28 protein-coding genes are annotated in these 25,163 nt (G+C 72.5%); 16 read left to right on the top strand and 12 right to left on the bottom strand.

Annotated features, from left to right (window positions below):
• The first annotated feature begins 18 nt into the window (after positions 1-18).
• Together motA and AB9M23_RS13825 are read left to right on the top strand one after the other, a co-directional pair.
• A complete protein-coding gene (gene motA, locus AB9M23_RS13830) occupies positions 19-882 on the top strand; it encodes a flagellar motor stator protein MotA (RefSeq protein ID WP_372425139.1) in 864 nt (287 codons plus the stop codon).
• Between the two features lie 22 nt (positions 883-904).
• Positions 905-1,786, top strand: a complete 882-nt coding sequence (locus AB9M23_RS13825; RefSeq protein WP_372425138.1) for a flagellar motor protein MotB — start codon at positions 905-907, stop codon at positions 1,784-1,786.
• Positions 1,787-1,889: 103 nt separating this feature from the next.
• Here the strand turns inward: AB9M23_RS13825 and ctrA are convergent, their stop codons facing one another.
• The gene (gene ctrA, locus AB9M23_RS13820) at positions 1,890-2,591 is read right to left on the bottom strand and encodes a response regulator transcription factor CtrA (RefSeq protein WP_029030502.1); all 702 of its coding nucleotides are present in this window, start codon (positions 2,589-2,591) and stop codon (positions 1,890-1,892) included.
• Between the two features lie 332 nt (positions 2,592-2,923).
• Here ctrA and fliI point away from each other — a divergent pair, with 332 nt between their 5' ends.
• Together fliI and fliJ are read left to right on the top strand one after the other, a co-directional pair.
• On the top strand, positions 2,924-4,276 hold the full coding sequence (fliI, locus tag AB9M23_RS13815) for a flagellar protein export ATPase FliI (RefSeq protein WP_372425137.1): 1,353 nt from the start codon (positions 2,924-2,926) through the stop codon (positions 4,274-4,276).
• A 21-nt stretch (positions 4,277-4,297) separates the two neighbouring features.
• Complete coding sequence (fliJ, locus tag AB9M23_RS13810; RefSeq protein ID WP_372425136.1) at positions 4,298-4,705, top strand: flagellar export protein FliJ; 408 nt, start codon at positions 4,298-4,300, stop codon at positions 4,703-4,705.
• A gap of 19 nt (positions 4,706-4,724) precedes the next feature.
• Here the strand turns inward: fliJ and AB9M23_RS13805 are convergent, their stop codons facing one another.
• From AB9M23_RS13805 to AB9M23_RS13775, 7 genes are all read right to left on the bottom strand, one after another.
• Positions 4,725-5,351, bottom strand: coding sequence for a GNAT family N-acetyltransferase (locus AB9M23_RS13805; RefSeq protein ID WP_372425135.1), 627 nt, complete (start codon positions 5,349-5,351; stop codon positions 4,725-4,727).
• 310 nt (positions 5,352-5,661) lie between these two features.
• Positions 5,662-6,489, bottom strand: a complete 828-nt coding sequence (gene proC / locus AB9M23_RS13800; RefSeq protein ID WP_372425134.1) for a pyrroline-5-carboxylate reductase — start codon at positions 6,487-6,489, stop codon at positions 5,662-5,664.
• A gap of 37 nt (positions 6,490-6,526) precedes the next feature.
• Complete coding sequence (locus AB9M23_RS13795; RefSeq protein WP_029030492.1) at positions 6,527-7,030, bottom strand: type III secretion system chaperone family protein; 504 nt, start codon at positions 7,028-7,030, stop codon at positions 6,527-6,529.
• 273 nt (positions 7,031-7,303) lie between these two features.
• The gene (locus AB9M23_RS13790; RefSeq protein WP_372425133.1) at positions 7,304-8,191 is read right to left on the bottom strand and encodes a DUF4339 domain-containing protein; all 888 of its coding nucleotides are present in this window, start codon (positions 8,189-8,191) and stop codon (positions 7,304-7,306) included.
• A 37-nt stretch (positions 8,192-8,228) separates the two neighbouring features.
• Complete coding sequence (locus tag AB9M23_RS13785; protein WP_372425132.1) at positions 8,229-9,173, bottom strand: DUF4339 domain-containing protein; 945 nt, start codon at positions 9,171-9,173, stop codon at positions 8,229-8,231.
• A 55-nt stretch (positions 9,174-9,228) separates the two neighbouring features.
• The gene (locus AB9M23_RS13780; protein WP_372425131.1) at positions 9,229-10,794 is read right to left on the bottom strand and encodes a hypothetical protein; all 1,566 of its coding nucleotides are present in this window, start codon (positions 10,792-10,794) and stop codon (positions 9,229-9,231) included.
• A gap of 125 nt (positions 10,795-10,919) precedes the next feature.
• Positions 10,920-11,807 carry a LysR substrate-binding domain-containing protein gene (locus AB9M23_RS13775; protein ID WP_372425130.1) on the bottom strand — a complete coding sequence of 296 codons (888 nt, stop codon included), beginning with the start codon at positions 11,805-11,807 and terminating at the stop codon, positions 10,920-10,922.
• 171 nt (positions 11,808-11,978) lie between these two features.
• On the opposite strand from AB9M23_RS13775, the gene AB9M23_RS13770 reads away from it, so the two are divergent.
• The 9 genes from AB9M23_RS13770 (at position 11,979) to AB9M23_RS13730 (ending at position 19,032) form a co-directional block, all read left to right on the top strand.
• A complete protein-coding gene (locus tag AB9M23_RS13770; protein ID WP_372425129.1) occupies positions 11,979-12,338 on the top strand; it encodes a DUF1127 domain-containing protein in 360 nt (119 codons plus the stop codon).
• Between the two features lie 258 nt (positions 12,339-12,596).
• Positions 12,597-13,790 (top strand): YbfB/YjiJ family MFS transporter, encoded by a 1,194-nt coding sequence (locus tag AB9M23_RS13765; protein WP_372425128.1) that lies wholly within the window; start codon positions 12,597-12,599, stop codon positions 13,788-13,790.
• A gap of 48 nt (positions 13,791-13,838) precedes the next feature.
• Positions 13,839-14,099, top strand: coding sequence for a hypothetical protein (locus tag AB9M23_RS13760; RefSeq protein ID WP_372425127.1), 261 nt, complete (start codon positions 13,839-13,841; stop codon positions 14,097-14,099).
• The gene (locus AB9M23_RS13755) at positions 14,096-14,566 is read left to right on the top strand and encodes a MaoC/PaaZ C-terminal domain-containing protein (RefSeq protein WP_372425126.1); all 471 of its coding nucleotides are present in this window, start codon (positions 14,096-14,098) and stop codon (positions 14,564-14,566) included. The genes AB9M23_RS13760 and AB9M23_RS13755 overlap by 4 nt, the downstream gene beginning before the upstream one ends.
• Positions 14,567-14,704: 138 nt before the next feature.
• Positions 14,705-15,580 carry an SAM-dependent methyltransferase gene (locus AB9M23_RS13750; RefSeq protein ID WP_372425125.1) on the top strand — a complete coding sequence of 292 codons (876 nt, stop codon included), beginning with the start codon at positions 14,705-14,707 and terminating at the stop codon, positions 15,578-15,580.
• Positions 15,577-16,395, top strand: coding sequence for a class-II aminoacyl-tRNA synthetase family protein (locus AB9M23_RS13745; protein WP_372425124.1), 819 nt, complete (start codon positions 15,577-15,579; stop codon positions 16,393-16,395). Before AB9M23_RS13750 ends, AB9M23_RS13745 begins: the two co-directional genes overlap by 4 nt.
• 27 nt (positions 16,396-16,422) lie before the next feature.
• Positions 16,423-17,355 (top strand): diiron oxygenase, encoded by a 933-nt coding sequence (locus tag AB9M23_RS13740; RefSeq protein WP_372425123.1) that lies wholly within the window; start codon positions 16,423-16,425, stop codon positions 17,353-17,355.
• Between the two features lie 94 nt (positions 17,356-17,449).
• On the top strand, positions 17,450-17,872 hold the full coding sequence (locus AB9M23_RS13735) for a ribbon-helix-helix domain-containing protein (RefSeq protein ID WP_372425122.1): 423 nt from the start codon (positions 17,450-17,452) through the stop codon (positions 17,870-17,872).
• 20 nt (positions 17,873-17,892) lie between these two features.
• Positions 17,893-19,032: an extracellular catalytic domain type 1 short-chain-length polyhydroxyalkanoate depolymerase gene (locus AB9M23_RS13730; RefSeq protein ID WP_372425121.1), complete on the top strand. Its 1,140-nt coding sequence runs from the start codon at positions 17,893-17,895 to the stop codon at positions 19,030-19,032.
• A gap of 214 nt (positions 19,033-19,246) precedes the next feature.
• Here the strand turns inward: AB9M23_RS13730 and flgH are convergent, their stop codons facing one another.
• The 4 genes from flgH to flgF are packed head-to-tail and all read right to left on the bottom strand — an operon-like array spanning position 19,247 to position 22,715.
• Positions 19,247-20,008 carry a flagellar basal body L-ring protein FlgH gene (flgH, locus tag AB9M23_RS13725; protein ID WP_372425120.1) on the bottom strand — a complete coding sequence of 254 codons (762 nt, stop codon included), beginning with the start codon at positions 20,006-20,008 and terminating at the stop codon, positions 19,247-19,249.
• Positions 20,009-20,024: 16 nt separating this feature from the next.
• A complete protein-coding gene (flgA, locus tag AB9M23_RS13720) occupies positions 20,025-21,149 on the bottom strand; it encodes a flagellar basal body P-ring formation chaperone FlgA (protein ID WP_372425119.1) in 1,125 nt (374 codons plus the stop codon).
• Positions 21,150-21,154: 5 nt separating this feature from the next.
• Positions 21,155-21,946, bottom strand: coding sequence for a flagellar basal-body rod protein FlgG (gene flgG / locus AB9M23_RS13715; protein ID WP_372425118.1), 792 nt, complete (start codon positions 21,944-21,946; stop codon positions 21,155-21,157).
• Between the two features lie 19 nt (positions 21,947-21,965).
• A complete protein-coding gene (gene flgF / locus AB9M23_RS13710; protein ID WP_372425117.1) occupies positions 21,966-22,715 on the bottom strand; it encodes a flagellar basal-body rod protein FlgF in 750 nt (249 codons plus the stop codon).
• Between the two features lie 282 nt (positions 22,716-22,997).
• On the opposite strand from flgF, the gene AB9M23_RS13705 reads away from it, so the two are divergent.
• The 3 genes from AB9M23_RS13705 to AB9M23_RS13695 all read left to right on the top strand — a co-directional run.
• Complete coding sequence (locus AB9M23_RS13705) at positions 22,998-23,528, top strand: flagellar basal body-associated FliL family protein (protein ID WP_372425116.1); 531 nt, start codon at positions 22,998-23,000, stop codon at positions 23,526-23,528.
• Positions 23,529-23,586: 58 nt separating this feature from the next.
• Positions 23,587-24,753, top strand: a complete 1,167-nt coding sequence (fliM, locus tag AB9M23_RS13700; RefSeq protein ID WP_372425272.1) for a flagellar motor switch protein FliM — start codon at positions 23,587-23,589, stop codon at positions 24,751-24,753.
• Positions 24,754-24,760: 7 nt separating this feature from the next.
• A partial coding sequence (locus AB9M23_RS13695) for a DUF6468 domain-containing protein (protein ID WP_372425115.1) occupies positions 24,761-25,163 on the top strand: 403 nt, incomplete at its 3' end.

The raw sequence follows: 25,163 nt of genomic DNA, 5'->3' as shown, positions 1-25,163 counted from the left end.
GCGCCAGGGTGGCACTCCATGCGGCTGATCATCGGCATCATCGTCGTCTGCGTCTGCGTGTTCGGCGGGTACGCGGCGATGGGCGGCAAGCTGGGCGTCCTCTGGCAGCCGTTCGAGTTCGTCATCATCCTCGGCGCCGCGATCGGCGCCTTCATCATCGGCAACACCGCGCCGGTGCTCAAGTCCGTGCCGTTCATGTTCGCGACGCTGATGCGAGGGCCCAGGTACAAGCAGGCCGCCTACGTCGAGCTGCTGGCGATGCAGTTCGCCCTGTACAGGCTGGTGCAGCAGAAAGGTGTTCTGGGGATCGAGCAGCACATCGAGGATCCGGCCAACTCGACGCTGTTCAACGCCTTCCCCACCTTCGCCGCGAACCACCACGCCGTGGAGTTCGTGTGCGACTACATGCGCATGGTCTCGCTGGGCGTCGACGACGTCCACGCGATGGGCGATCTCATGGACGAGGAGCTGGAGACGCATCACGAGGAGCAGGAGCGCGTCGTCGGGGCGCTGCAGTCGGTCGCCGACGCGACGCCGGCGCTCGGCATCGTCGCCGCCGTGCTCGGCGTGATCAAGACCATGGGATCGATCACCGAGCCGCCGGAGGTGCTGGGGTACCTGATCGGTGGCGCGCTGGTCGGCACCTTCTTCGGCGTCTTCGTCGCCTACGGCTTCTTCGGGCCGATGGCACAGTCGCTGCGGATCGTCTTCCAGGCCGAGTCCAAGTACTTCCTGTCGCTCAAGGCGGGCATGCTGGCCCACATCTCCGGCCAGCCGCCGGTGATGGCGGTGGAATTCGCCCGCAAGGCGCTGATGAGCGAGGTCCGCCCGACCTTCGACGAGGTGGAAGCGGCGACCTCGAACCTGCCCGCGACGACCTGACCCGATCTCCCGCAGGACCGCGATGGCCAAGACGAACCAGCCGATCATCGTCAAGAAGGTGAAGAAGAAGGCCCACGCGCACCATGGCGGCGCCTGGAAGATCGCCTATGCGGACTTCGTCACCGCCATGATGGCCTTCTTCCTGCTGATGTGGCTCATCAACATGACCACGCAGGAGCAGAAGATCGGGCTGGCGGATTATTTCGCGCCGGAGTCCCTCAGCCCCAGCACCAGCGGGGCCGGCGGCCTGCTGAACGGCAACGCCCTCGACGATTCCGGCAACCGGTCGTCCGGCTCGCAGGCCGACCCGATGCGGCGCGCGATCTCCGCCCCGGGCAGCGCGGCCCTGGGCACGACGGGCCAGGTGGGCGGCGCACGGGACCGGGCGGACGAGAGCCGGACCGTGCCGGAGGCGAACCAGAGCGCCATCGCCAGCATCCGGCAGGCGCTCCAGGACATGCCGGAGATCGCCGAACTCTCGCGCAACCTCGTGATCGAGCCGACGCCGGAGGGGATCGACATCTCGCTGGTCGACCAGGACGGGCGCTCGATGTTCCCGGAGCACTCGATCTATCCCTACGAGCGCACCCGCCTCGTGCTCGAGGCGATCGCGCCGACGATCCGGCAGCTGTCGAACCGCGTCGCCGTCCGCGGCTACACCTCGGCTGCGCGGCCGGGCGAGCCGGTCGCGATCGATCCCTGGAGCCTCACCGCGGGCCGGGCTCTCGCCGTGCGCGAGATCCTGGCGGGTGCGGGGCTGCCCGCCGACCGCTTCCAGTCGGTGACCGGCCGCGCCGACACCGAGCCCGCCTTCCCCGACAATCCCTACATCGCGCCCAACCGCCGCGTGAAGATCACGCTGCTCCACGAGGCGCCGCCCCTGCCCGCGCGCTTCTCGCCCTGACGCGGGCCGGGCGGTCTCGACGAAGGCCGCCCGAAACGGAAGAGGCCCCGCCTCGCGGCAGGGCCTCTCTCGCGCCGTTGATGGGGATGCTCGGCGGCGGCCCTCACCCCGCCATGCGGTCCTCGCCGGTCTCCGGCTCGCGCAGCACGTAGCCGCGGCCCCAGACCGTCTCGATGTAGTTCTTGCCCTGGCTGGCGTTGGCGAGCTTCTTGCGCAGCTTGCAAATGAAGACGTCGATGATCTTCAGCTCGGGCTCGTCCATGCCGCCGTAGAGATGGTTGAGGAACATCTCCTTGGTCAGCGTCGTGCCCTTGCGCAGGGAGAGGAGCTCCAGCATCTGGTACTCCTTGCCCGTCAGGTGCACGCGGGCGCCGGCGACCTCCACCGTCTTGGTGTCGAGGTTGACGACGAGGTCGCCGGTGGTGATCACCGACTGGGCGTGGCCCTTCGAGCGGCGCACGATCGCGTGGATGCGCGCGACGAGCTCGTCCTTGTGGAAGGGCTTCGTCAGGTAGTCGTCCGCCCCGAAGCCGAGCCCACGCACCTTGTCCTCGATGCCGGCGAGGCCCGACAGGATCAGGATCGGGGTCTTGACCTTGGCGACCCGGAGCGTCCGGAGCACCTCGTAGCCGGACATGTCCGGCAGGTTCAGGTCGAGGAGGATGATGTCGTAATCGTACAGCTTGCCGAGATCGACACCCTCCTCGCCGAGATCCGTCGTGTAGACGTTGAAGTTCTCGGACTTCAGCATCAATTCGATGCTCTGCGCCGTCGCGCTGTCGTCCTCGATGAGAAGTACGCGCATCCTTCCATCCCCAGCCTGGTCGTGGAGCCCGACGGGACGTCCCGCCCTCCTCCGACCGTGCCGGAGGCGCTCCCACCATTTGCGACTCGCGACGCTACGCCCCGATGGTTAACAAACTGATTCTCCGGCGCAAGGGGGAAGAGGCATCGTCTTCACGAATCCGTCCAAATCCCTGTCTTACCGACCGATTCAGGTCTCCATCTAGCTCACGTCACGCATGAAGAAACTCGTCTAAGCGACTCTCGCGACTCGCACTGGCGCAAATTCGGCCCTCGGGCTTAATCTCGCCTCATCCAGTCTTAACGAAGCGGGTAAACAGAAGGTTGACGTCCGTGAGAGAACCGTCCGACCACCCCTCCCGCCTCGATTCGGCCATCCGCGCGCTCGAATCGGTGGAGCCGCTGTCGCTCTACGGGCGCGTCGCCGCCGTGCGCGGCCTGCTGATCGAGATCGCCGGCCCGGTTTCGGCGATGACGCTCGGCGGGCGGCTCGAGATCGAGATCGCCGCGGGGGCGCGGGTGCCCTGCGAGGTGATCGGCTTCTCGGGCGAGCGGGCGCTCGCCATGCCCTTCGGGGCGCTCGAGGGCGTGCGCCGGGGCTGCCCGGCCCACGTGATGGCGAGCGCGGGGGGCGTGCGGCCCGCCTCCGCCTGGCTCGGCCGCGTCGTCGACGCGCTCGGGCGCCCGATCGACGGCAAGGGGCCGCTGCCGCAGGGCGACGTGTTCCGCCCCTTCCGCGCCGACCCGCCGCCGGCCCACGCGCGCCGGCGCGTCGGCCCGCCGCTCGATCTGGGGGTGCGCGCGCTCAACACCTTCCTCACCTGCTGCGAGGGCCAGAGGATGGGCATCTTCGCGGGCTCGGGCGTCGGCAAGTCGGTGCTGCTCTCGATGCTCGCCCGCAACGCGGGCTCCGACGTCGCGGTGATCGGCCTCGTCGGCGAGCGCGGGCGCGAGGTGCAGGAATTCCTGCAGGACGACCTCGGCGAGGAGGGGCTCGCGCGCTCCGTGGTCGTGGTCGCCACGTCCGACGAGCCGGCGCTGATGCGGCGCAACGCCGCCTACCTCACGCTCGCGCTCGCCGAGCACTTCCGCGACGCGGGGCGCTCGGTACTGTGCATGATCGACTCGATCACCCGCTTCGCCATGGCCCAGCGCGATATCGGGCTCGCCGCCGGCGAGCCACCCACCGCCAAGGGCTACACGCCCACCGTCTTCGGCGAGCTGCCGCGCCTGCTCGAGCGCGCGGGACCCGGCACCGGCGAGGGCGTGATCACGGGACTGTTCACCGTGCTCGTCGAGGGCGACGACCACAACGAGCCGGTGGCGGACGCCGTGCGCGGCATCCTGGACGGCCACATCGTGATGGAGCGCGCCATCGCCGAGCGCGGCCGCTATCCCGCGATCAACGTGCTCAAGAGCGTCTCGCGCACGATGCCGCGCTCCTGCGACCCGGCCTTCTATCCGCACGTGCAGCGCGCGCGGCAGGTCATGGCGACCTACGCCGACATGGAGGAGCTGATCCGGCTCGGGGCCTACCGCAGCGGATCGTCGGCGGAGGTGGACGAGGCGATCGGGCTCAATCCCGCGCTCGAGGCCTTCCTCGGACAGGGTAAGGAAGAGTCAACCTCCATCGGCGATGGTTACCGCCGTCTCGCCCGGCTCCTCGACGCCGAGCGGAGCGCGTGATCCCCTGGAGAATGAACTGCGATGAAGTCGCGTGAGACGCTCATCCGCCTGAAGCGCTTTCAGCTCGACGAAAAGCGCCGCAAGGTCGCGCAGATCGAGGCGATGATGGCCGACTTCGAGCGCATGGCCGTGGAGCTCGACAGGGAGATCGCGGCCGAGGAGCTCAAGGCGGGCATCTCGGACACGGCGCACTTCGCCTACCCCACCTACGCCAAGGCCGCCGCCCAGCGCCGCGACAACCTGCGCTCGTCGGCCGACGACCTCAAGGTCCAGCTCGACGACGCGCAAGCTCAGCTGGCGGAGGCCTTCGAGGACCTGAAGAAGGTGGAGATCCTCGACGACCGCGAGCGCGGCAGCGAGCGCGCGGCGGCCAATTCCCGCGAGCAGGCGGCGCTCGACGCGATCGCGCTCTCCCGCGTGGCGCGGTGAGGGGCTGCCCGCCGGGCCTTCACCCCTCCACCACCGGCCAGCGTTCCGCCGCGGTCTCCCGCGGGTAGAACCCGGCGAGCCGCGGGTCGTCGTGGATCTCGATCGCGCGCTTGTAGGGGCGAAAGCCGGAGCGGACGTAGAAGGCGACCGCGTCCGGGTGGTCGAACGTGCAGGTGTGGACCGTGAGCCGCGTGATGGGCCGGGCGAAGGCCCGGGCCAGCGCCGCGTCCATCAGCCAGCGCCCGATACCGCCGCCGATCGCCTCCGGCACGAGGCCGAAGTAGGCGAGTTCGGCCTCGCCGTCCTCGGCGAAGATCAGCTCCATCAGCCCGATCGCGTCGCCTTCGCGCAGAAGCGTGCGCGAGACGAGCCGCGGGTCCGCCAGCGTGCGGGCGAGCGCGGCGTCCGAGAGCGCGAGCCGGCCCATCCATAGCCAGCGCGCGCCGATGCGCCGATAGAGCGCGCGGTAGGCCTCGACGTCCCGCGTCGTCTCGACGAGGGCGAGGTCGGGCCGCACGGTCGCGCGGGGCGGCGGCGGGCGCGTCATTTCCAGGTAGGTGACGAGGTTCGCGAGCTTGCCGGGCGGCAGGTCGGTATAGCCGTCGATCCGGCAGGGAAGGACCGCGGGCGGGGACGGGTCGTGCATGCGAGGCTCCGACGTGTGGCAGCCTTCCTAGCAGGCCGCGGCGCGGATGGCATCACGACGTGAGGCACCGCGCGTCCCCGGCGGGCCGCGCCGCCCGCCACCGGCGAGCGGGAACTCCCCTCTCCCTCGTGGAGAGGGGTGGGGGGTGTGGGGCGCCCGGGAGCGGGCACGCCGCCGCCGCGGGCCTGCGCCGGTGCGCCACGGCATCGGCCTCGAGCGCCTCCTGCACGCCCCACACCCCCGGCCCCTCTCCACGAGGGAGAGGGGAGACCCTCGGCGGCCTGCATCGGCGAAGCGCGAACGTGAGAGGTCAGCCGGACAATTCCCCCGCGCGGCGCTTCGCGGCGGCGACGGTGTCGCGCACCAGATCGGCGAGGCCCCCCTCCTCGCGCTGGAGCACGGCGAGGCCGGCGGCGGTCGTGCCGCCCGGCGAGGTCACGTTCGCCCGCAGGGTCGCGGCGGGGAGATCGCTCTCGGCGAGGAGCGCGCCCGCGCCGACCACCGTCTGGCGGGCGAGGCGCATCGCGAGGTCCTCCGGCAGGCCGGCGGCGTGGCCGGCCTCGGCGAGCGCCTCGACCAGCGCGAAGACGTAAGCGGGGCCGGAGCCCGACACGCCGGTGACGGCATCGATCAGCGCCTCGTCCGCGACCCATTCGACGAGGCCCGACGCCCGCAGCAGGGTGTCCGCCAAGGCGCGCTGCGCGGCGCTGGTGGCGGCGTTGGCGAAGGCGCCCGTCGCGCCCCGGCCGATCGAGGCGGGGAGGTTCGGCATCGCGCGCACCACCGCGTGGGCGGCGGGCAGCGCCGCCCGGAGGTTCGCGACCGTCTTGCCGGCGAGCACGGAGACGACGAGCGTGTCGGGGCCGACGAGGGGCGCGAGCGCGGGGGCGGCCGCCTCCAGCGTCTGCGGCTTGATCGCGAGCACCAGCACGTCGACCGGCCCGCGCGCCGCCGGCTCGGGGTTCAGGGCGAGCCCGCGCGCCGCCGCGAGGGCGGCGATCGCCTCGGACGGCTGCGGATCGTGCACGGAGACGGCGGCGGCGGGCAGGCCCGCGGCGAGCCAGCCCTCCAGCATCGCGCCCCCCATCTTGCCCGCGCCGACGAGGGCGAGGCGTGCGGGGAAAGCTACGTCGGTCATCGCTGACGCTCCCGGGGTGCCTGGGGTGCCGCCCCGATCAGGCCTCGCCTTCGGTCTCGAAGAGCACGCTGTCGAGGGCCTCGCGGGCGGACTTGCCGGCCCAGATGATGAACTGGAAGGCCTGATAATGCCGCTCGCAGGCCTCGACGGCGGCCTGCATCAGCATCTCGCACTGGCCGCGGCGCGGCTCGGCGCCGCCGGTGAGCAGCAGCGCGTGGCGGAACATGACCACGCCCTCGTTCGACCACAGATCGAAATGCCCGACCCAGAGCTGCTCGTTGATCATCGAGACGAGGTTCAGGATCTCCCCGCGCCGGCGCTCCGGCACCCGCAGGTCGAAGGCGCAGGCGACGTGGAGGGCCTCGACGTCCTCGATCCAGGTGAAGGCCACCTGGTAGTCCGCGTGCGTGCCGCGCACCGCGACGGACATCTCGTCCGCTTCCGCGCGGTCGAACGCCCAGTCGCACATCGCGGCCACGCGCTCCACCACGTCGAGGGGGTGCTCGGTGCGGTCGCTGTCGAGGAGGAGGAGATCGGTCATGGCGTTCCGATTGGCGCCGCGGGGCGCGAGAGAGGATCGAGGGCACGTCGATGACGGGTGACGGTGGGCGAATACGCTGCCCCGGACGGAGGCCGCCGGATGAATCGCCGCCACGGCCGGGCTTCACCGACGCGCGACCCGCGAATCACCTCGCTCTCGACTTTAGCCCGCCCGACTCCCGACTTGCAAAGTGGTTCGACCGTCGAAGATTCGGGCCGGTACGACAAGCACGAGCGGGCCCTTGTCCACACCGCAGCGGCGGATCGCGATGCCTCACGGCAGCGCTTCGCTCGCGGGCAGCCAGTCGCCCATGCCGTCGCGCCAGACGAGCGCTTCGGCGGCGCTGCGGCCGTCGGCCAGCCGCGCCCGCAACTCGGGGAGCGTGATCGGCCCCAGCGGAGCCCCTTCGTGCGCCACGTACCATTCCGCGGGCGGGAGCGGCGGCGGGCCCGGGCGCCGGCTGCCCGCGTCCGAGACCGGCTGCGCCGGCGCGGGGTCGAGACCGATGTCGTCGCGCGTGTTCTGACCCCAATTGTCGAACACGAACCGCCCGGGGCCGCAGACGACGAGCCCCATCGCCTCGCCGTCCACACGGCTGTCGGAGAGGCTCCCGACCCGCTCTCCCCCGACGTAGAACGTCGCACCGTCGGGCGTCTCGCGCACCGCGACGCGCACCGGACCCGTCGGCGCCGGGTCCATGGAGCCGCCGATCCGCTGCGGCACGTCGCCGTCGGCGAAGGCGACGATGTCGTAGCCGCCCTCTCGGAGCAGGATCGCGAGGAAGGCGGGGGCGTTTCCGCTGCGGTAGCGCGCGACGAGGCCCGCTCCGTGCATCAGGTAGTCGCCCCCCGGGGCCGGAGCCGGCGCGACCTCGACGTCGACGAAGTTCGCGCGCGTATCGTCGCCGACGAGGACGGCCGTCCGCAGGCTGCAGTTCCCCGGCGGACGGTCGCTCTCGACGACCAGCGCACCCTCGCGCAAGACGCCGCCCAGACCCTTCGCCACGTCTCGGAAGTAGTCCGCGAACGCGGGATTCTCGAAGTCGCTCGACAGCGGCACCCGCTCGGTGGGCGCGACCTCCTGCGCCCGACCGGCCGATGGTGCGATGAGCGCCGTCACGACGGCGAGGGCCGCCACGCGTACGAAACCGGAGACCGTCATGATTCTCTCCCCTCTCCGAGGCTCGTCGCGCCGAATATCAGCCCGCACGCGTGTAGACGTTGCCTTCGCCGTCGCGCAGCGTGTCGGGATCGACGATCTCCAGGATGATCGTCTCGTCCAGCGGCTCCGACTCGCGCAGGTCCAGCTGCGGTGCCGCCATCTCGATCGTGCCCTTCAGGACGGCGCGCAGCCGCTGCGCGTCGATCGGCGTCGGCTGCCACGTGCCTTCGATGCGCACCTCGAGCGCGATCGGCTCGTCGACGCCCTGGCTGCGAAGGTCGATCGTGCCCCCGCCCTCCGACGAGAAGCGCCCGTCGCCGCCGTAGACGAACGACATGTCGAGCAGGACCGGCTGCTCCAGTCCGTCGACCGGCTGCGCGACGCGGGCACGCCAGGTGCCGACGACGACCGCGGCGGGGTCGGCGACCGCTTCGTCCGCCGGCTCCGGCCGCGGCTCCGAACGCGGCCCGGGCGGCGTCGCGCCCGGCAGCAGCGCGGCGAGCCGGGTCTCGCCCAGAGGCCGCCACGCGTCCTGCCCTGCGAACCAGACGAGGGTGGCGGCGTCGATCGACCCCGCGCGAAGACGCTCACCGATCGCCGCACGGTCGAGCGGAGACGAGGCCTGCCCGCCTTGCGCGACGAAGTATTCGGTCGTGTCCGTCGGCTCGACGGGCACCGGCAGCGGGGGCGGGCCGCCCCTGTCGACGACGACGGGCGCATTCAGCTCGGGAACGGCGGAGATCGGCGCCCACTCCGCCATGCCCTCGCGCCACACCAGCGTATCGGGAGCGAGGTCGCGCGCGCGCAGGTCCTGCGCGGTGAAGGGCCCCTGGGGCGTGCCCCCGATGCCCGCGTACCAGCTCGGGGCCTCGCTCTGCGGCATCGTGGCGCCGGGCATCGGCGGCGGCCCGCCCTGCGCGAGCGCGGGAACGGCGAGCAGAGCCGCCGCCAGGATCGTCGTGAGGTACCGTGCGGGGCTCATCGTGCTCTCTCCCTTCGCGCGTGGCGTCTCGTCGCGGCCCGTTCGCCGCCCGCGTTCAGCGCGGGTCGGGATCCAGGCGTGTCCAGGTCTCGTCGGGAAAGGCGGTGCGCGCGTCGAACGTGGGGTCCGTCGACATGACGAGCTCGCCTCGCGGGTTCCGGTAGACGCTCTCGTAGAGGTTGGGCACCTCGAAGCGCGTCCCCGTCGTCGGGTCGCGCATCGGCTCGACCTCGCGGATCTGATCGACGGAGAGCGCCTGCAGCCGGTCCTCGGTTTCGCTGCGCATCCGCCAGCCCTCCATCTGGGCATCGGAGATCTCGCGGGAGACGTCCCGCCAGATCTGCGAGCGGGCAGCGGCGCCCTCGCGATTGATGCGGGCGATCTCGGCGCGGTGGCGCGCCATCGCCGCGCTCCAGCGCGGGTTGGCGCGCAGCGACGCGCCGATCGCCCGGGCGAGCGGCTCGACCTCGGCGAAGCGTCCCGCGGGATAGCGCAGCGCGAAGACCGGCTGCCCGGAGAGCGCGATTTGCACCGTCGTGATGCCGTCGAAGCTGTCGATCGACGTCACGTTCCGGATGCCGAAGAACTCGTAGCGCTCCTCCAGCGGGCCGCCCGGGGCGTCGATGCGGGCCCGTACGGCGAATGCGAACGCCTCGACGGGTGGACCGAAACCGCCCGCCTGCATCGGGTCCAGCGTCCGCTGGAGAGTGGCCCGCGCCTGCGGCAGGTCGCCCCGCTCGATCACCCGCGCCCCGGGTCGCACCGTGCGCAGGAAGGCCTCCTCGGAGAGTCCGACCTCGTCGGCGCGCGACGTCACGCGGCAGACGCTGCCCGGCCGGTTCCACTGCCGCGCGAGGTCCTGGTTCACCCCCTGGGCGGCCATCTCCAGCGTGTTCGGCATCGTCTCGAGCCCGGGGATCGGCTGGGGCTGCCCGTGCGTCGTCATCCACGACACGGTGGGAGCGGGCAGCATCGCAACGCCGAAGCGGCCGCCGGGGCTCGTCGCCTCCATGATCAGCTGCGCGCTGTTGGACATGCAGGTGGGCGCACCGGGCGAGCCGGACCAGACGACCCCCCCCTCGACGCTCCAGTCCGCGGGCAGCAGCATCGTGTAGGCCTCGATCGTGGTCCCGAAGCCCGAGCGATCGTGGAAGGCGCGGCGCACGAGACGCAGCGTCTGCGGACGGACACCGGCCGCTGCGTCGGCGAGCGGCGGCGGGCCGGCGCGGCGGGCCGTCTCCGGCAGGGGTGGCGGGGAGGGTGGCGGGGAGGACCTCGGCGAAACCGGCGCGGCGATGCCGCGCGCGGAACCGGGCAGGGGCGGCGGACCGAACCGCCCTCGCGCGTCCGGCGAGGGCGGCGGCCGGCCGCCGACCGCCGGGAGCGGCGGCGGACCCCCGACCACCGGCAGGGGCGGTGGACCGCCGACGACCGGCAGGGGCGGTGGACCGCCGAGCGCGGGCAGCGGCGGCGGGCCGGCGGCGGACGCCGCGAACGCACAGAGGAGCACGGGCAGCGCGGCGAGCGCCCACGCCACCGGTCCGCGCACCGTGCGCGTCGACGCGGCCGCGACGCGCTCGGAGGGGCTCGCGGTGGCTGTGCCGGCTGCGCGTGGCTGCATGTCGCGCCTCGCTCCCTCGACGAATTAACAAACCCTAACCGGGTAGGCGTGCACGCGCAAGCAACGGCGCTCTCGCTCCGGCGGCCGTGCATCGGGGCGGCAAGGCCGCGGCGTCCTGCGCGTCGTCAGCCTCCCGTGTCCGAACCAGCCGAGCCGAGATTGTCGAGGCTCGCGCGGATCTCGTCGGCGAGCGCGGCGGAGAGCGCGGTCGCCGTGGCGCGGTCGCGCAGGATGGCGATCTTGCAGGTCGGCAGGGCGGGGAACCCGTCGGAAGGGCCGAGCACCCGCATCCCCGAGCGCACCGCGCTCTCGGGCAGCACCGAGACCGCGAGGCCCGCCTGCACGGCGGCGCCGACCGCGCTCGAGTTCCAGCTCGCGTAGAGGATGCGGAAGGGCTTGCCGAGCGCCTCGAGCCGTCCCGTCGCCGCCTGGCGCCAGTCGCAGGTCGGGCGCCCGAGGGCCAGCGGCAGCGGACTCGCCTCGTGTACCGCGTGGCGCGCCGAGGCGACCCAGACGAGCCGCTCGATGCGCACGATCTCGGCGGGAAAGCCGCGGCTCGCGACGTGGGTGACGATGGCGAGGTCGAGGTCCTCGCCGCGCACGCGGTCCATCAGCATCGGCGAGGGCTCGCACACGACGGTCACCTCCGCCTGCGGATGCGTGCGCGAGAAGCGCGCGAGGATCTCCGGCAGGTAGCGCTCGGCGTAATCGTCCGGCACGCCGAGGCGCACGCGACCGGTCAGCGCCGCCTCCTCGAAGCTCGCCAGGCACTCGGAATTGAGCCGCACGATGCGCCGCGCGTAGTCGAGCAGCCGCTCACCGTCCTCGGTGAGGCGCACGCCGCGTCCGTCGCGGGCGAAGAGCGGCCGGCCGACGCGCTCCTCCAGCCGCTTCATCTGCATGGAGACGGCCGACTGGGTCTTGTGGACGACGTCGCCGGCGCGGGTGAACGACTTGTGGTCCGCTATGGCGACGAAGGTCCGCAATTGCTCGATGTCGATCATGTGCGCCATCGCGGTCCCCGTGTCATTAGCGCGCGTGATCCTTCCTATCAGGAACATTCGTTTCCGTCATCCGCCGGGAGCTGGCATGGAAGCGGGGCAGCAATCCCAGACCGATCTGGACTGCCGGGCCCGCCACCGCGGCGCCCGCCGTTTCGCTTTCTCTCGAAAGGAGAGCCGACCATGTCCGGCAAGATCCTCCCCCCGACCGCTTCGTCGAAGGGCGAGATCCTCGCCCGCTTCGTCCTCGTCTCGATCGCGGCGACCGTCGCCGCGCTCTGGAAGGCCATGGTCAACCGCCGCGCCGTGGTGCGGCTCTCCGAGCTCGACGATCGCCTCCTCCAGGACATCGGCGTGACGCGCTCCGACGTGGACCACGTCCTGCGGGAGCCCTACCGGGTGGACCCTTCCTACCGCCTCGCGCTTCGACGCCTGGAGCGCACGCGATCGTCGCGACCGACCCTCGTCCTGATCGAGGGTGGCCGCGGCGGCGCCGAGGCGGCACGGCGAGCCCGGCTGAAGGCGAGGCTCCAGGCGGCGTGACCCCCGCGCGGCCGAGGCCGTGGAGATGACCGAGACCGCCCCACCCTCGGGAGCGATCCCGAGGGTGGGGCGCGTTCCGGCCCGACCGCGCGACCACCTGTCCCGCGCTGCCGCCCTCCCCCTTCGGCAGTTGATCCGCTTGCGTCAGGTCATCTCCGTAACGACAACCCATGCGCGTCCATATTGCAATGCAAAAATTACGTTACGGCATAAAACACAACTATTGACAGGGCGCGCACCCCGGAACATTACTTATCCATGACCGCGCGCATCCTCTCCTCCCCGCTCCTCCCGCCGGCGGCCTCGCTGTGGCCGGCCTTCGGGCTCGGCCTCGCCGTGGCGGTGGGCAACGGGCTCGCGCGGTTCGCCTACGCGCTCGTCCTCCCCGCCATGCGGGAGGACCTCTCCTGGACCTACACGCAGGCGGGCTGGCTCAACACCGCGAACGCGCTCGGCTACGTCGCCGGCGCGGTGACGGGATACCTGCTCCTGCGCCGCCTGCGGCCCGCCCAGCTCTTCGCGGCGGGCCTCTGGCTGACCTTCGCAGGCCTCCTCGCCACCGGGCTCCACGAGGGCCAGGCCTGGCTCACCGCGATGCGGATCGCGGCGGGCATCGGCGCGGCGTGGACGTTCTCCTGCGGCGGGGCGCTGATCGCGGCGCGCTATCGTGAGACGCCGCAGTTGATGGGCACCGCGACGGGCCTGTTCTTCGCCGGCGCCGGCATCGGCATCGCCGCGGCCGGGCTCGCCGTGAACCCGCTGCTGGCCGCCACCGGCCCCGGCGGCTGGCCGCAGGCCTGGCTCGCGCTCGGCGTGCTGGCGGTCGCCTTCTCGATCTGGCCGCTCCTCGAGGCGCGGCGCGGGCGCGGGGGCGCGACCGATTCCGCCGCGCCGGAGGGGCTCGCGCTCGCGGGGCTCGGCGCGCCGCTCGCGAGCTATTGCCTCTTCGCGGCCGGCTACATCGTCTACATGACCTTCATCCTCGCCTGGCTGCGCGAGGCGGGCTTCTCCTGGCTCGCCGCGACCGGCGTGTGGCTCGCGCTCGCCGTGGCGGTGGGCGTCTCGCCCTTCGTGTGGCGCCGGGCGCTGGAGGGCTGGGCGCCGCGTCGCGTCCTCGCCGCCGCCTGCACCGCCTGCCTCGTCGGCACGGCGATCCCGCTCGTCGACGCCGGCACGCCGGCGCTGCTCGCCTCGGCGATCGTGTTCGGGCTCGGCGTCTTCATCGCGCCCTCTGCGGTCGCGCTGATCGTGCGCCGGGCGATGCCGCCGGCGCAGATCGCCAAGGGCATGACCTTCTTCACCGTCCTGTTCGCCGTCGGGCAGGCGATCGGCCCCGTGGCCGCCGGCCTGATCGGCGACCGGGGCGATCTCGACGACGCCCTCGTCTTCGGCGCCGTGCTGCTCGCCCTGGCGGCGGCACTGCCCTTCGCGGGTGCACGCCGGGCGGCGTGAGCCCTCGCAAACCCCCGTCTCGCCCCTCATCCATCGGAGGAACCGACCATGACGACCGACGCACTGGAGCGCCTCAGGACCTTCATCCGGGACAACCAGGACGAGCCCCGCAGCTTCACCGACCAGGACGACCTGATCGAGACCGGGCTCGTCGACTCGCTGCGTTTCGTCGACTTCGTGCTGCTCGTCTCCGAACTGTGCGGGCGCGACATCCCGCTCGACGACATCGACATCGAGGCGTTCCGGACCCTCGACGCGATCCGCGCCGCCTGGTTCGCGCCCGCGGCGCCGGAGGCGGTGGCGTCGTGAGCGGCGGCGGGCCGACCCATGCGGAGGACTACGCGGAGGGCGCGGTCTTCGCGCTCGGCGACACCGTCGTGAGCGCCGAGGAGATCGTCGACTTCGCCCGCCGCTTCGACCCGCAGCCCTACCACGTCTCCCCGGAGGCGGGCGCCGCCTCCTTCTTCGGCGGGCTCGTCGCGAGCGGTTTCCACACCACCGCGATCTGGATGGGGCTCTACGTCCGCGCGCTGCTCGACGGCGCCGCCGTGGAGGGCTCTCCGGGGCTCGAGAGCGTGCGCTGGCACGCCCCCGTGCGCCCGGGCGACACGCTCGAGGGCCGCTGCGAGGTGGGCCGGATCGTGCCGAGCCCGTTCCGCAAGGACATCGTCACCATCGAGAAGAAGGGCAGCCTCACCCGCCCGGGGGAGGCGAAGCCGGTGATGACGCTCGTCCTGCTCAGCCGCTTCCGCCGCCGCACGCCACCCGGCGGCTGATCCGCCGCGGACGCCGCCCGGCGCCCGCGCAAACCCCACGCAGCATCCCCGACGCGGCCCGCGCGCCGCGCCGGAAGGGCGAGTCGCGCCTCGATATACAACTCTGAATCGCTTTGCTAACGCAAGGGGAGGTTCCGAATGCAGCCCGTCTCCTACACCGCGCAATGGACCGCGGCGATCCGCGCCATGGAGAGCGAGCGTCCCGAGGGCGCGCTCTTCGTCGACCCCCTCGCCCGGCGGCTCTCCGAGCCCGACGGCTTCGCGCTGATCGAGCGCTACCGCGGCGGCGGCGTGAAGGAGTTCGTGACGATCCGCACGCGCTACTTCGACGACGCCAGCGCCGCGGCGCTCGCCGCCCGGCCGGACCTGCGCCAGATCGCCATCGTCGCCGCGGGCATGGACACCCGCGCCTTCCGGCTCGACTGGCCGGCGGACGCCCGCGTCTACGAGATCGACCACGAGGCCCTGCTGGCCGAGAAGGCGCGCCGGCTCGCGGAGGCCGGCGCGACGCCGCGGACGCGGCGCGTGCCCGTCGCCGCCGACCTGGCGCAAGGCTGGACCCCGGCTCTGCTGGACGCCGGCTTCGACCCGCAGGCGCCGACGCTGTGGCTCGTGGAAGGCCTGCTCTTCTTCCTCACCGACGCGCAGGCACGCGGCGTGCTCGAGACCTGCCGCTCGCTCAGCGCCGAGGGCAGCCGGCTCGTCGTCGACATGACGAGCGCAGCGCTGCTGCGCAGCCCCTTCACCCAGGGGTTCCTGAAGGTGCTGGAGGCCGAGGGCAACCCCTGGCGCTTCGGCACCGACGAGCCGGAGGACTTCCTGGCGCGGGCCGGCTGGCGCGTGGAGAACCTCGAGGAGCCCGGCAGCCCGCGCGCCGGCGCCGATCGCTGGCCCTACCCGCCGCGCCCGCGCGACGTGCGCGGCGTCGCCCGCAGCTGGCTCGTCACCGCCGCGCCCGGCCCCGTGGCCGGCGAGACCGCGTCCGCACCGCGCGCCCTGGAGGCCACGTCATGAAGATCACCGGCGGCTGGGCCGCGCTGCGGCGCGACCTCGAGGGGACGATCGAGCGCCTGTTCGCGCTCCCGCCCGAGGACAACGTGGAGTTCGACAGCCTGTTGCGGCCCGACGAGCTCGACCGTCTCGGCTACCTGCGCAACTTCCCGCACCTGACCTGCCTGATGTGCGCCATCGACGAGGCGGACCTGCCCGCCTTCGCCGCCGGCCGCCGGCTCGATTCGGGCTACGCCCCGCCGGCGACCCGGCTCGGGCTGCTGCCGGCGACCTGCTACAAGGTCTATCTCGACCTCGAGGGCCAGACCCTGCCCGGCCCCGTGCGGGTGGGTTGCGTGGCGCGCTGCTTCCGCCACGAGGACAAGCCCCTCGACCGTTATCGCGGCTACAACTTCACGATGAAGGAGATCGTCTGCCTCGGCAGCGCGGAGGACGCGCGCGCCCACGCCGAGGACGGCGCGGCGCGCATCGCGCGGCTGATGGCGGCGCTCGAGGTGCCCTTCGCCTTCGAGGCGGCCACCGACCCGTTCTTCGACGCGTCGAGCTCGGTCGCGGTGCTGTCGAAGGCCGCGCCGACCAAGCGCGAGGTCGTGGTGGCGGGCCGCGCCATCGCCTCGATCAACCTGCACCGCAACTACTTCGGCGCGAAGTTCGGCATCCGGATCGGGCCAGCGCCGGTGCACACGAGCTGCGTCGCCTTCGGGCTCGAGCGCTGGATCGCGATGGTCCAGGAGCGCTTCGAGAGCCCCGACGCGGTGCGCGCGCGCCTCGCGACGCTGGACGCGCAGCCCGCCCCCGGCGAGCCCGCCTTCGCCTGATCTCGTCACCCACTGGAGGATCCGTCCATGACCGTCGCCACCGCCCCCGCCGCCGCTTCGGCCACCCCGCACCTGCCCGATCCCAAGCACGTCGAGCGGCTGCTCCACCTCTCCCGCAAGAACAATTACGACGCGTATTCCCGCTTCGCCTGGCCCGCTCCGGACGCCATCGCGCGCGATGTCCTGTGGTGCGACGAGGACCTCCTCACCACCTGGGGCACCGAGCTGCACGAGCGGCTGCCGCGCGAGACGCTGGTGGCGCTCAGCCATTGGGAGTGCGTCAACTTCTTCAGCCTGAACGTGCACGGAATCAAGGACGCGCTCTCCTTCGTGATGCAGGCGATCTACCAGGACCGCTACGCCCCCTGGTCGGAGTACCTGCACTTCTTCATCGCGGAGGAGAACGCCCACATGTGGTTCTTCGCGAAGTTCTGCCTGGACTACACCGGCACGATCTACCCGACGCCGGCGATCCCCGCCGGCAAGATCGAGGATCCGCTGGAGCGCGACCTGTACATGTTCGCCTCGACGCTGGTGTTCGAGGAGTTCGTCGACTTCTACAATCACAAGGTCAGCCGCAACGACGCGGTGCCGGCGATCCTCAAGGAGATCAACCACGTCCACCACGTGGACGAGAGCCGCCACATCTCCTTCGGCCGCGGCGTCGTCGCCCAGCTCCACGCCGAGATCCTGGCGCGGGACGCGAGCGGCGAGGCCAAGGCCCGCGTCTCCCGCACGGTCCAGAAGATCTTCCTCCACTTCATCGGCCAGATGTACAACCCCCGTGCGTACGACGACGCGGGCGTCACCAGGGTCACCGGCCTCTCTGCGGCGGCGGTCCGCAACCGACTGCGGAACGATCCGGCCCGGGTGGCGTATCACCAGCAATGGTTCAAGCGCACGGCGGACTGGTTCGTGCGCCAGGGCCTCCTGGCGAACGCGGACTTCCTCGATCGCTGAGCCGCGCCCCCGGGGCGGCCGCACCGCCGCCCCGGGCCGCCTTGACAGACTTCCGGGGACCATCCACATGCCATCCATACGGATGGAGTACAGGATGGCGGACAAGGACCGGACGGCCCGCGACAAGGCGGCGCCCGACAGCGAGAAGATCACGCTCAACCTCGGCTACGTCGATCTCGGCCGCATCGATCTCCTGGTCCAGGAGGGCTTCTACGCCAACCGCAGCGACTTCATCCGCACCGCGATCCGCAACCAGCTGTCGCGCGAGGGCGAGGTCGTGGCGCGCACCATCGAGCGCCACACGTTCGACCTGGGGCTGCGCGTGCTCGACCGCGCCGACCTCGAGGCCGCCCGCGCCGCCGGGGCGCGCCTGCACGTCAAGGTGATCGGCCTCGTGCGCATCAGCGCCGACGTCGACCCCGATCTCGCCCGCGAGACCATCGCCTCCATCACCGTGCTCGGATCGCTCCAGGCCGACGCCGCCGTGCGTGCGGCGCTGGCCGAGCGCATCCATTGATCCCCCGAAGGACCCCGCCCATGAACCGCCACCATCTCCCGCCCGCCATGCGCGAGGCGCTGTCCCTGACGCGGGCGGGGCGCGTCCTCGACGCGACCCGCGCCATCCAGCAGGCGCTCGGCGGCGTCCGTCCCCCCGCAGCCGATCCGGCAGCCGAGCCGGCTCCGGACGGCGCGCCGCGGCTCGCCCCGCCCGCCGGACGCGGCCCGTCCGCCCGGCCGCGCCGGCCGCTCGGGTCGGTGATCGCGGCGCTGCGCGAGGGCCGCCGCGCCCTCGAGCTGCCGGGCCTGCGCCGCCGCGCGCCGCGCCCCGTGCCCGAGCCCGTTCCCGAGGGCGCGCGCTTCGAGGCGCGCATCCACGGGGGCGAGGCCGGCTCTCGCCGCTACAAGCTCTACGTGCCCGCGGGCGCGGCGGCGTCGCGGCCCCGCGGGCTCGTCCTGATGCTGCACGGCTGCACGCAGGACCCCGACGACTTCGCCGCGGGCACGCGCATGAACGCGCATGCCGAGACGCACGGGCTGATCGTGGCCTATCCCGCCCAGGAGCACGGCGCGAGCCCCAACCTGTGCTGGAACTGGTTTTCCCCCGCGCACCAGGCCCGCGGCGCCGGCGAGCCGGAGATCCTGGCCGGCCTCGCCCGGTCGCTCGCCGCCGAATACGGCGTGGCGGACGACCGCGTCTTCGCCGCGGGCCTCTCCGCCGGCGGGGCGATGGCGGCGGTGCTGGGGCGGGAATATCCCGAGCTGTTCGCGGCCATCGGCGTCCATTCCGGCCTGCCCGCGGGCGCGGCGAGCGACGTCGTCTCCGCCTTCGCGGCGATGCGCGGCGACGGCAGGGTCGCGCCGCGCGCGACGGGCGGGGGCGCCCGCACCATCGTGATCCACGGCGCGGCCGACGAGACGGTGCACGTCTCCAACGCCGAGCGCATCGCCGCCGGGGTGCACCCCGACGCCGGGACGGCCCCGCCCGAGCACGGCGAAGCCAACGGCCGCCGCTACCGTCGCGTGCGGATCACGCAAGGCGACGCCACCCGCCTGGAAGTCTGGACCATCGACGGCGCCGGCCACGCCTGGTCCGGCGGCAGCCCCGCCGGCAGCTACGCCGACGCGGCGGGGCCGGACGCGTCGCGGGAGATGGTGCGGTTTTTCCTGGAGGGGTGAGGCGGAGACGGAAGCGTTGCGACCTCGGCGGCCGAGCCGTCGCTCCCGTCGTACCAACAGGGGAACGGCCCCGGCTCGGGGAAGCCGGGGCCGTCGGGGCGGATCGGCGGCACGGTGCTCGGGGAGCACTGGGGAGCGGCCGACGATCCGGGGGACCGGGTCTTGCCGGGGGACCGGAGATCCGGGGAAAGAGCGTGTGTCGGGGAAGCGAACCTCAGAAGGGCAGGAGGATGTCGAGCACCTGCTGGCCGTAGCGGGGCTGCTGGACGTCGGTGATCTGGCCGCGGCCGCCGTAGGCGATGCGGGCCTGGGCGATCTTGGTCGAGTCGATGGTGTTGTCGTTCTCGATGTCCTCCGGGCGCACCACGCCGGCGACGATCAGCTCGCGCACCTCGAAGTTCACGCGCACCTCCTGCTTGCCCTCGATGACGAGGTTGCCGTTGGGCAGGAGCTGGGTGACGACCGCGGCGACGTTGGTGGTCAGCTGCTCGGACCGGCGGATCGAGCCCGCGCCGCGGCTCGAGGAGTCCGAGCTGGCGTCGACGAGGGCGTCGGCCCGGACGTCGTCGCCGAAGACCTGGTCGTACTGCGTCTCCAGCCCGAACAGGCCGCCCGTGCCGAGCGCTTCCGAGTTGGCGCGCGAGCGGCGCGTCTGGTTGTCGAACTGGGCGCGGTCGGTGATGCGCACCCGCACCGTGACGAGATCGCCCACCTGGGCGGCGCGCTGGTCCTTGAAGAAGCCGCGCGCGCCCTGGCGCCAGAGCGAGTTCGAGGCGAAGGAGACCACTTCGGGCGAGGGCATCGGCATGCGCACGGGGACGTAGCCCGGCTGCGCGGTGGGGTCCTCGATCGCGGTCAGGGCCGGGGCGCGGCCGATGTTGGCGAGCCGGTCGGCGGTGCCGCAGGCGGCGAGCGTGCCGGCGAGCGCGACGAGCGCGACGGCGCGCGCGGCGAGGCGGGGAAGCGAGCGGAGCATGGCGCGTCCTCCGGGATCAGTTGGCGAGGGCCGCGACGCGGCCGTGGAAGGCGTTGCCGACGCGCACCGTGCCCGGGCCGATGACGGCGCCCTGCACGATCCGCCCGGAGACGGGGTTCTCGACGTTCACGACGTCGCCCTGCCCGCCCGCCTGGCGCGCCGTGCCGCGCAGGGTGAGCGTGAGCGAGCCGCTCTCGTAGACCATCAGGACCGTGCCGTTGCGCTCGACCAGCATCGGGCGCTCGACGTCCCCCTGTCGCAGGAGCGTGCCGGCGGTGAGGGCGCGGCGCGCGACCCGCCCGTCGACCTCGATCGCGTCGAGCCGGGTGTCGGCGGGCACGCGCTCGACGGCGCGGCGCTCGACGCGCAGGTCGTCCGCGCGGATCGGCTCGCCGCGGGCGATCGAGCGGGCGAGGACCGCGACGGAGACCACCTGGCGGGCGACGCCACTCACCGCCGCCTGGGCGCGGCGCTCGGCCGGGCCCGGGCCCACGTAGGCGGTCGCGGTGAAGCGGCGGGTCGAGGGATCGTACGCGAGATCGGTGATCGCCACCGGCTCGGTCGCCTCGGGCGAGACGAGGAGCGCGGGCGGCGTGCCGTCGAAGGCGATCTCGATCTCGCCCGCCGGCAGCATCGCCGCTTCCGCGACGTGCTCGGCGAGCGCGGCGGCGACGGCCTCGTGCCCGATGCGGCGGGCGGCGCGGGTCACCGTCACCTGCTCGCGACCACCGGTCGCGACGTCGGCGACGCCGAGCGCGTGCGCGGCGAGCAGCAGGCGCGCGACCTGGATCGTGCCGAGCTCGCCGAGCGCCGGCGCGTGGAAGACCGGGGTCGCGGCGATGTCCGCCGGCGCGTCGGCGACGAGGTCGCCCAGGCGGATGACGTCGCCGGAGACGATGACGTCCCCGCGCAGGCGCGGCGCGGCGGGCACGACGGGGGCGGCGAGCGCCGCGACCTGTGCGGCGGCGGGCTGTGCGAACACGTCCTGCGCGAGGCCGGTTTGGGCGAGACTCGGCCGCGCGGCCGCGGCGATGGCGACGGCGAGCGCGAGCATCGCCGCGGCGCGGGCGAGGGTGCCGAGCGGCAGGCGGCCGGCGCGGGTGCGCACGGAGGAGACGAACGGGTCGGAGCAGCGGGTCATCGTCCTCATCCCCGGAACATCTGGCTGGCGGCCTGGAGCATCTGGTCGGCGGCGGAGATGACGCGCGAGTTCATCTCGTAGGCGCGCTGGGCGGAGATCAGCGCCGAGATCTCGGTCACCGCGTTGACGTTCGCCTCCTCGAGATAGCCCTGCTGGAGCGAGCCGTAGCCCTCCTCGCCGGGGTTGCCCTGGACGGGCTCGCCCGAGGCGGCCGTCTGGAGGAACAGGTTGTCGCCGATCGACTCGAGGCCGACCTTGTTGACGAAGCGGGTCAGCTGGATGCGGCCCACCTCCTGCGGCTCGGGGGCGTCGGGCGTGGTCACCTCGACCACGCCCGAGGCGCTGATCGAGACGCTCTGGACGTTCTGCGGGATGACGATGCCGGGCTCGACCTCGTAGCCGTCCTTGGTGACGAGCCGGCCCTGCGCGTCGAGGTCGAAGCCGCCGTCGCGGCTGTAGGCGGCGCGGCCGTCGGGCAGGCGGACCTGGAAGAAACCCTCGCCGCGCACGGCGATGTCGAAGTCGCGCTCGGTCGGGGTGAGGTTGCCCTGGCTCATCGCGCGGGCGGTGGAGACCGCCTTCACGCCCGAGCCGATCTCGATGGCCGATGGGGTCTGGGTGTCCTGCGCCGAGGTGGCGGCACCGGCCCGGCGCATGGTCTGGTAGAGCAGATCCTGGAAATGGGCCTGCTGACGCTTGTAGCCGGTGGTGCGCATGTTGGCGATGTTGTTGGAGATGACCTGGACGTTCAGCTCCTGGGCCATCATGCCGGTCGCGGCGGAGTAGAGGGCGCGCATGGGTGCGTCTCCTTGGAGCTTACGCCGCTTCGCCGAGCGTGCGGATGGCGGTGCGTTGCAGGTCGGTCAGGCTCGACAGGGTCGAGGCGACGCGGGTGTAGGCGCGGCTCACCTCCATCAGGCGGGTCATCTCGTAGACCGCCCGCACGTTGGAACGCTCGATGAAGCCCTGGGCGACCCGGGCCTGCTCGCCCGCCGGCAGCGGCTGCTGCGCGGGCTCCACCGCCGCGAACAGGTTCGCGCCCATGTTGGAGAGCATCTGCGGGGCGTCGAAGCGCACGAGGGCGAGGCGCCCGCGCTGGCCGGCGTCCGTCGAGATCGTGCCGTCGCCGGCGACGACGATGCCGGTGTCGCCGGGCTCGAGCTGGATCGCGCCGCCGTCGCCCATCACGGGGAAGCCGTCGGAGGTCACGAGCCGGCCCTGCGGGTCGACCTGGAAGGCGCCGTTGCGGGTGTAGCGCTCGCCCGCCGGAGTCTCGACGACGAAGAAGGCGTCGCCGCGGATCGCGACGTCGAGCGGGTTGCCGGTGGGCTCCGCGGCGCCGTCGGAGAGATCGATGGGGCTGCCCGCGTCGATGACGAAGGAGAGCTTGCGATCCGGCCACGGGAAGGTCTCGGCGGACGCGTCCGGCTCGAGATACTCCTCGAAGCGCGACGAGCGCGCCTTGAATCCGTTGGTGTTGACGTTCGCCATGTTGTTGGCGATCACGTCCAGCTCACGGGCCAGCGCCACCTGGCGCGACAGGCCGATGAGAAGCGTGTTCTCCATGAGAGACGCTCCTTGTCCCCGATCATCCCCGCCGGCCCCGTTCACGCTCCCCAGCGCCGGGCCCGGCACGCTCCTCGTTGCGAGGGCCGTGCCAGCCGGGTCGATCGTCGCCGATGCCTTGGAAATCAAGGGGTTCGCGAAAGCCGCCGTTCACCCTGCCGACGGACGCCCGGCGCCGGGCGGCAAGAAGGACCCGGCAGCTTTTGCCGCCTTAACGGGGCATTAACCACGCCTCGACGATTGTCGGGCCACGTGCCGATCGGATCGGGCGCGGGGGACTCCATGGCGAAGAAACCACGCAAGGGCGAGGACGCCGAGGTCGAGGGCGAGGGCACCGAGGCCGAAGGCGGCTCGGGCAAGAAGAAGAAGCTGATCCTGATCGGCGCCGTCGCCGGCGTGCTGCTGATCGGCGGCGGCGCGGGCGCGTTCTTCTTCCTGTCGGGCTCCGACGAGGCGGCGGACGCCGAGGCGGCGGCGCTCGCGGAAGCGGAGGCCGCCGTGCCGCCGACCTTCGTCGCCGTGCCGCAGATGACGGTGAACCTCGCCCCCGAGCCCAACGAGGAGCGACCGCGCTTCCTGCGCTTCACCGCGCGCCTCGAGGTTTCCGACCCCATGGCCGCGACCGAGATCGAGCCGCTGATGCCGCGCGTCGAGGACACCTTCCAGACCTACGTGCGCGAGTTGCGCGCCTCCGACCTGCACGGCTCGGCGGGCGTCTACCGCCTGCGCGAGGAGCTGCTGCGCCGGGTGAACATCGCCGTCCACCCCGTGAAGGTGGACGCGGTGCTCTTCGGCGAGGTCGTGGTGCAATAGGGGGCGCGCCGTGGCCGACGAACCCGAGGAGATCGACGACGACTGGGCCGCCGCCCTGATGGAGCAGAAGGCGGGCGAGGAGGCCGACGCGTCGCTCGCGGACGAATGGGGCCAGGCGCTCGCCGAGCAGGGCACGGCGGCGGCCGCCTCCGACATGGCGGCCGAGTGGGCGACCATGATCGACGAGGCGGAGGACGATTCCTCCCCCGAGCTCGCCGGCGCCGACCGCATCCTCGTGCAGGAGGAGATCGACCAGCTGCTCGGCTTCTCGCTGCGCGAGATGTCGGCCTCGGGCGCGGGCGGCATCCGCGCGATCGTGGATTCGGGCGTCGTCTCGTACGAACGCCTGCCCATGCTCGAGATCATCTTCGACAGGATGGTGCGCCTCCTGTCGACGAGCCTGCGCAACTTCTTCAGCGACAACGTCGAGGTTCAGCTCGACAACATCTCCTCGGTGCGCTTCGGCGACTACCTGAACTCGATCCCGCTGCCGGTGCAGCTCGCGGTCTTCCACGCCGAGGGCTGGGAGGGCTCGGGGCTCGTCACGATCGAGTCGAACCTCGCCTACGCGACCCTCGACCTGCTGCTGGGCGGCAAGCGCGGCAACCAGGGCACGCGGCTGGACGGGCGGCCGTTCACGACGATCGAGATGCAGCTCGTCAAGCGCATGGTCGAGATCGTGCTCGCCGACGCCGAGACCTGCTTCGGCGTGCTCTCGAAGGTGAACTTCTCCGTCGACCGCATCGAGACCAACCCGCGCTTCGCCACGATCACCCGGCCCGCCAACGCGGCGATCCTGATCGAGCTCAAGCTCGACATGGAAGGGCGCGGCGGCACGTTCCAGATCCTGCTTCCCTACGCCACGATCGAGCCGATCCGCGAGCTGCTGCTGCAGAGCTTCATGGGCGAGAAGCTCGAGCGCGATTCGGTCTGGGAGGGCCACCTCGCCACCGAGATCTGGCAGGCGGACTTCGAGGTCCAGGCGGTGCTCCACGAGATGCGCCTGCCGCTCAAGCGGGTGATGAGGCTCGAGGTCGGCGACACGCTGATGCTCGACGCCAAGCCCTCGGACCTCGTCACCCTGCGTTGCGGCGACTGGCGGCTGACGCAGGGCCGCGTCGGCCGCGTCGACGACAAGATCGCCATTCAGGTGGCGCGGCCGCTGCGGCGCTCGCGCACCACGCTCGCCGCGTTCGAGGCGAGCCTCAAGGGCCACAAGGAGTGATGGGCGGATGACGTCGGTGCTGATGTTCCTCGCCGAGATCCTGGTCGCCGTGCTGCTGGTGGCGTGCATGATCACCTGCGCCCGCCTCGGCCGGCGGATCGCGCGCCTGCAGGCGGACGAGGCCTCGATGCGGCGCACGATCGGCGAGCTCGTCACCGCGACGGACAACGCCGAGCGCGCCATCGCGGGCCTGCGCGCCACGCTGGGCGAATGCGACCGCACCTTGGCCGAGCGCCTGCGCACGGCGGAGCGCTACGCCGCCGACCTCGCGAGCCAGGTCGAGGCGGGCGAGAGCATGATGGGGCGCATCATGCAGATCGTGGAGAACTCGCGGCGCGCCGCAGCCGCGCCGCCGCCCGTGGCGCACTCCCTGCCCCACCGCGAGCCCGCCCCGCGGCCGCAGCCGGTCC

The sequence above is a fragment of the Salinarimonas chemoclinalis genome, assembly GCF_041514305.1.
GTDB classification, from domain to species: Bacteria; Pseudomonadota; Alphaproteobacteria; order Rhizobiales; family Beijerinckiaceae; genus Salinarimonas; species Salinarimonas chemoclinalis.
This window is presented reverse-complemented; position numbering and strand designations above follow the sequence as displayed.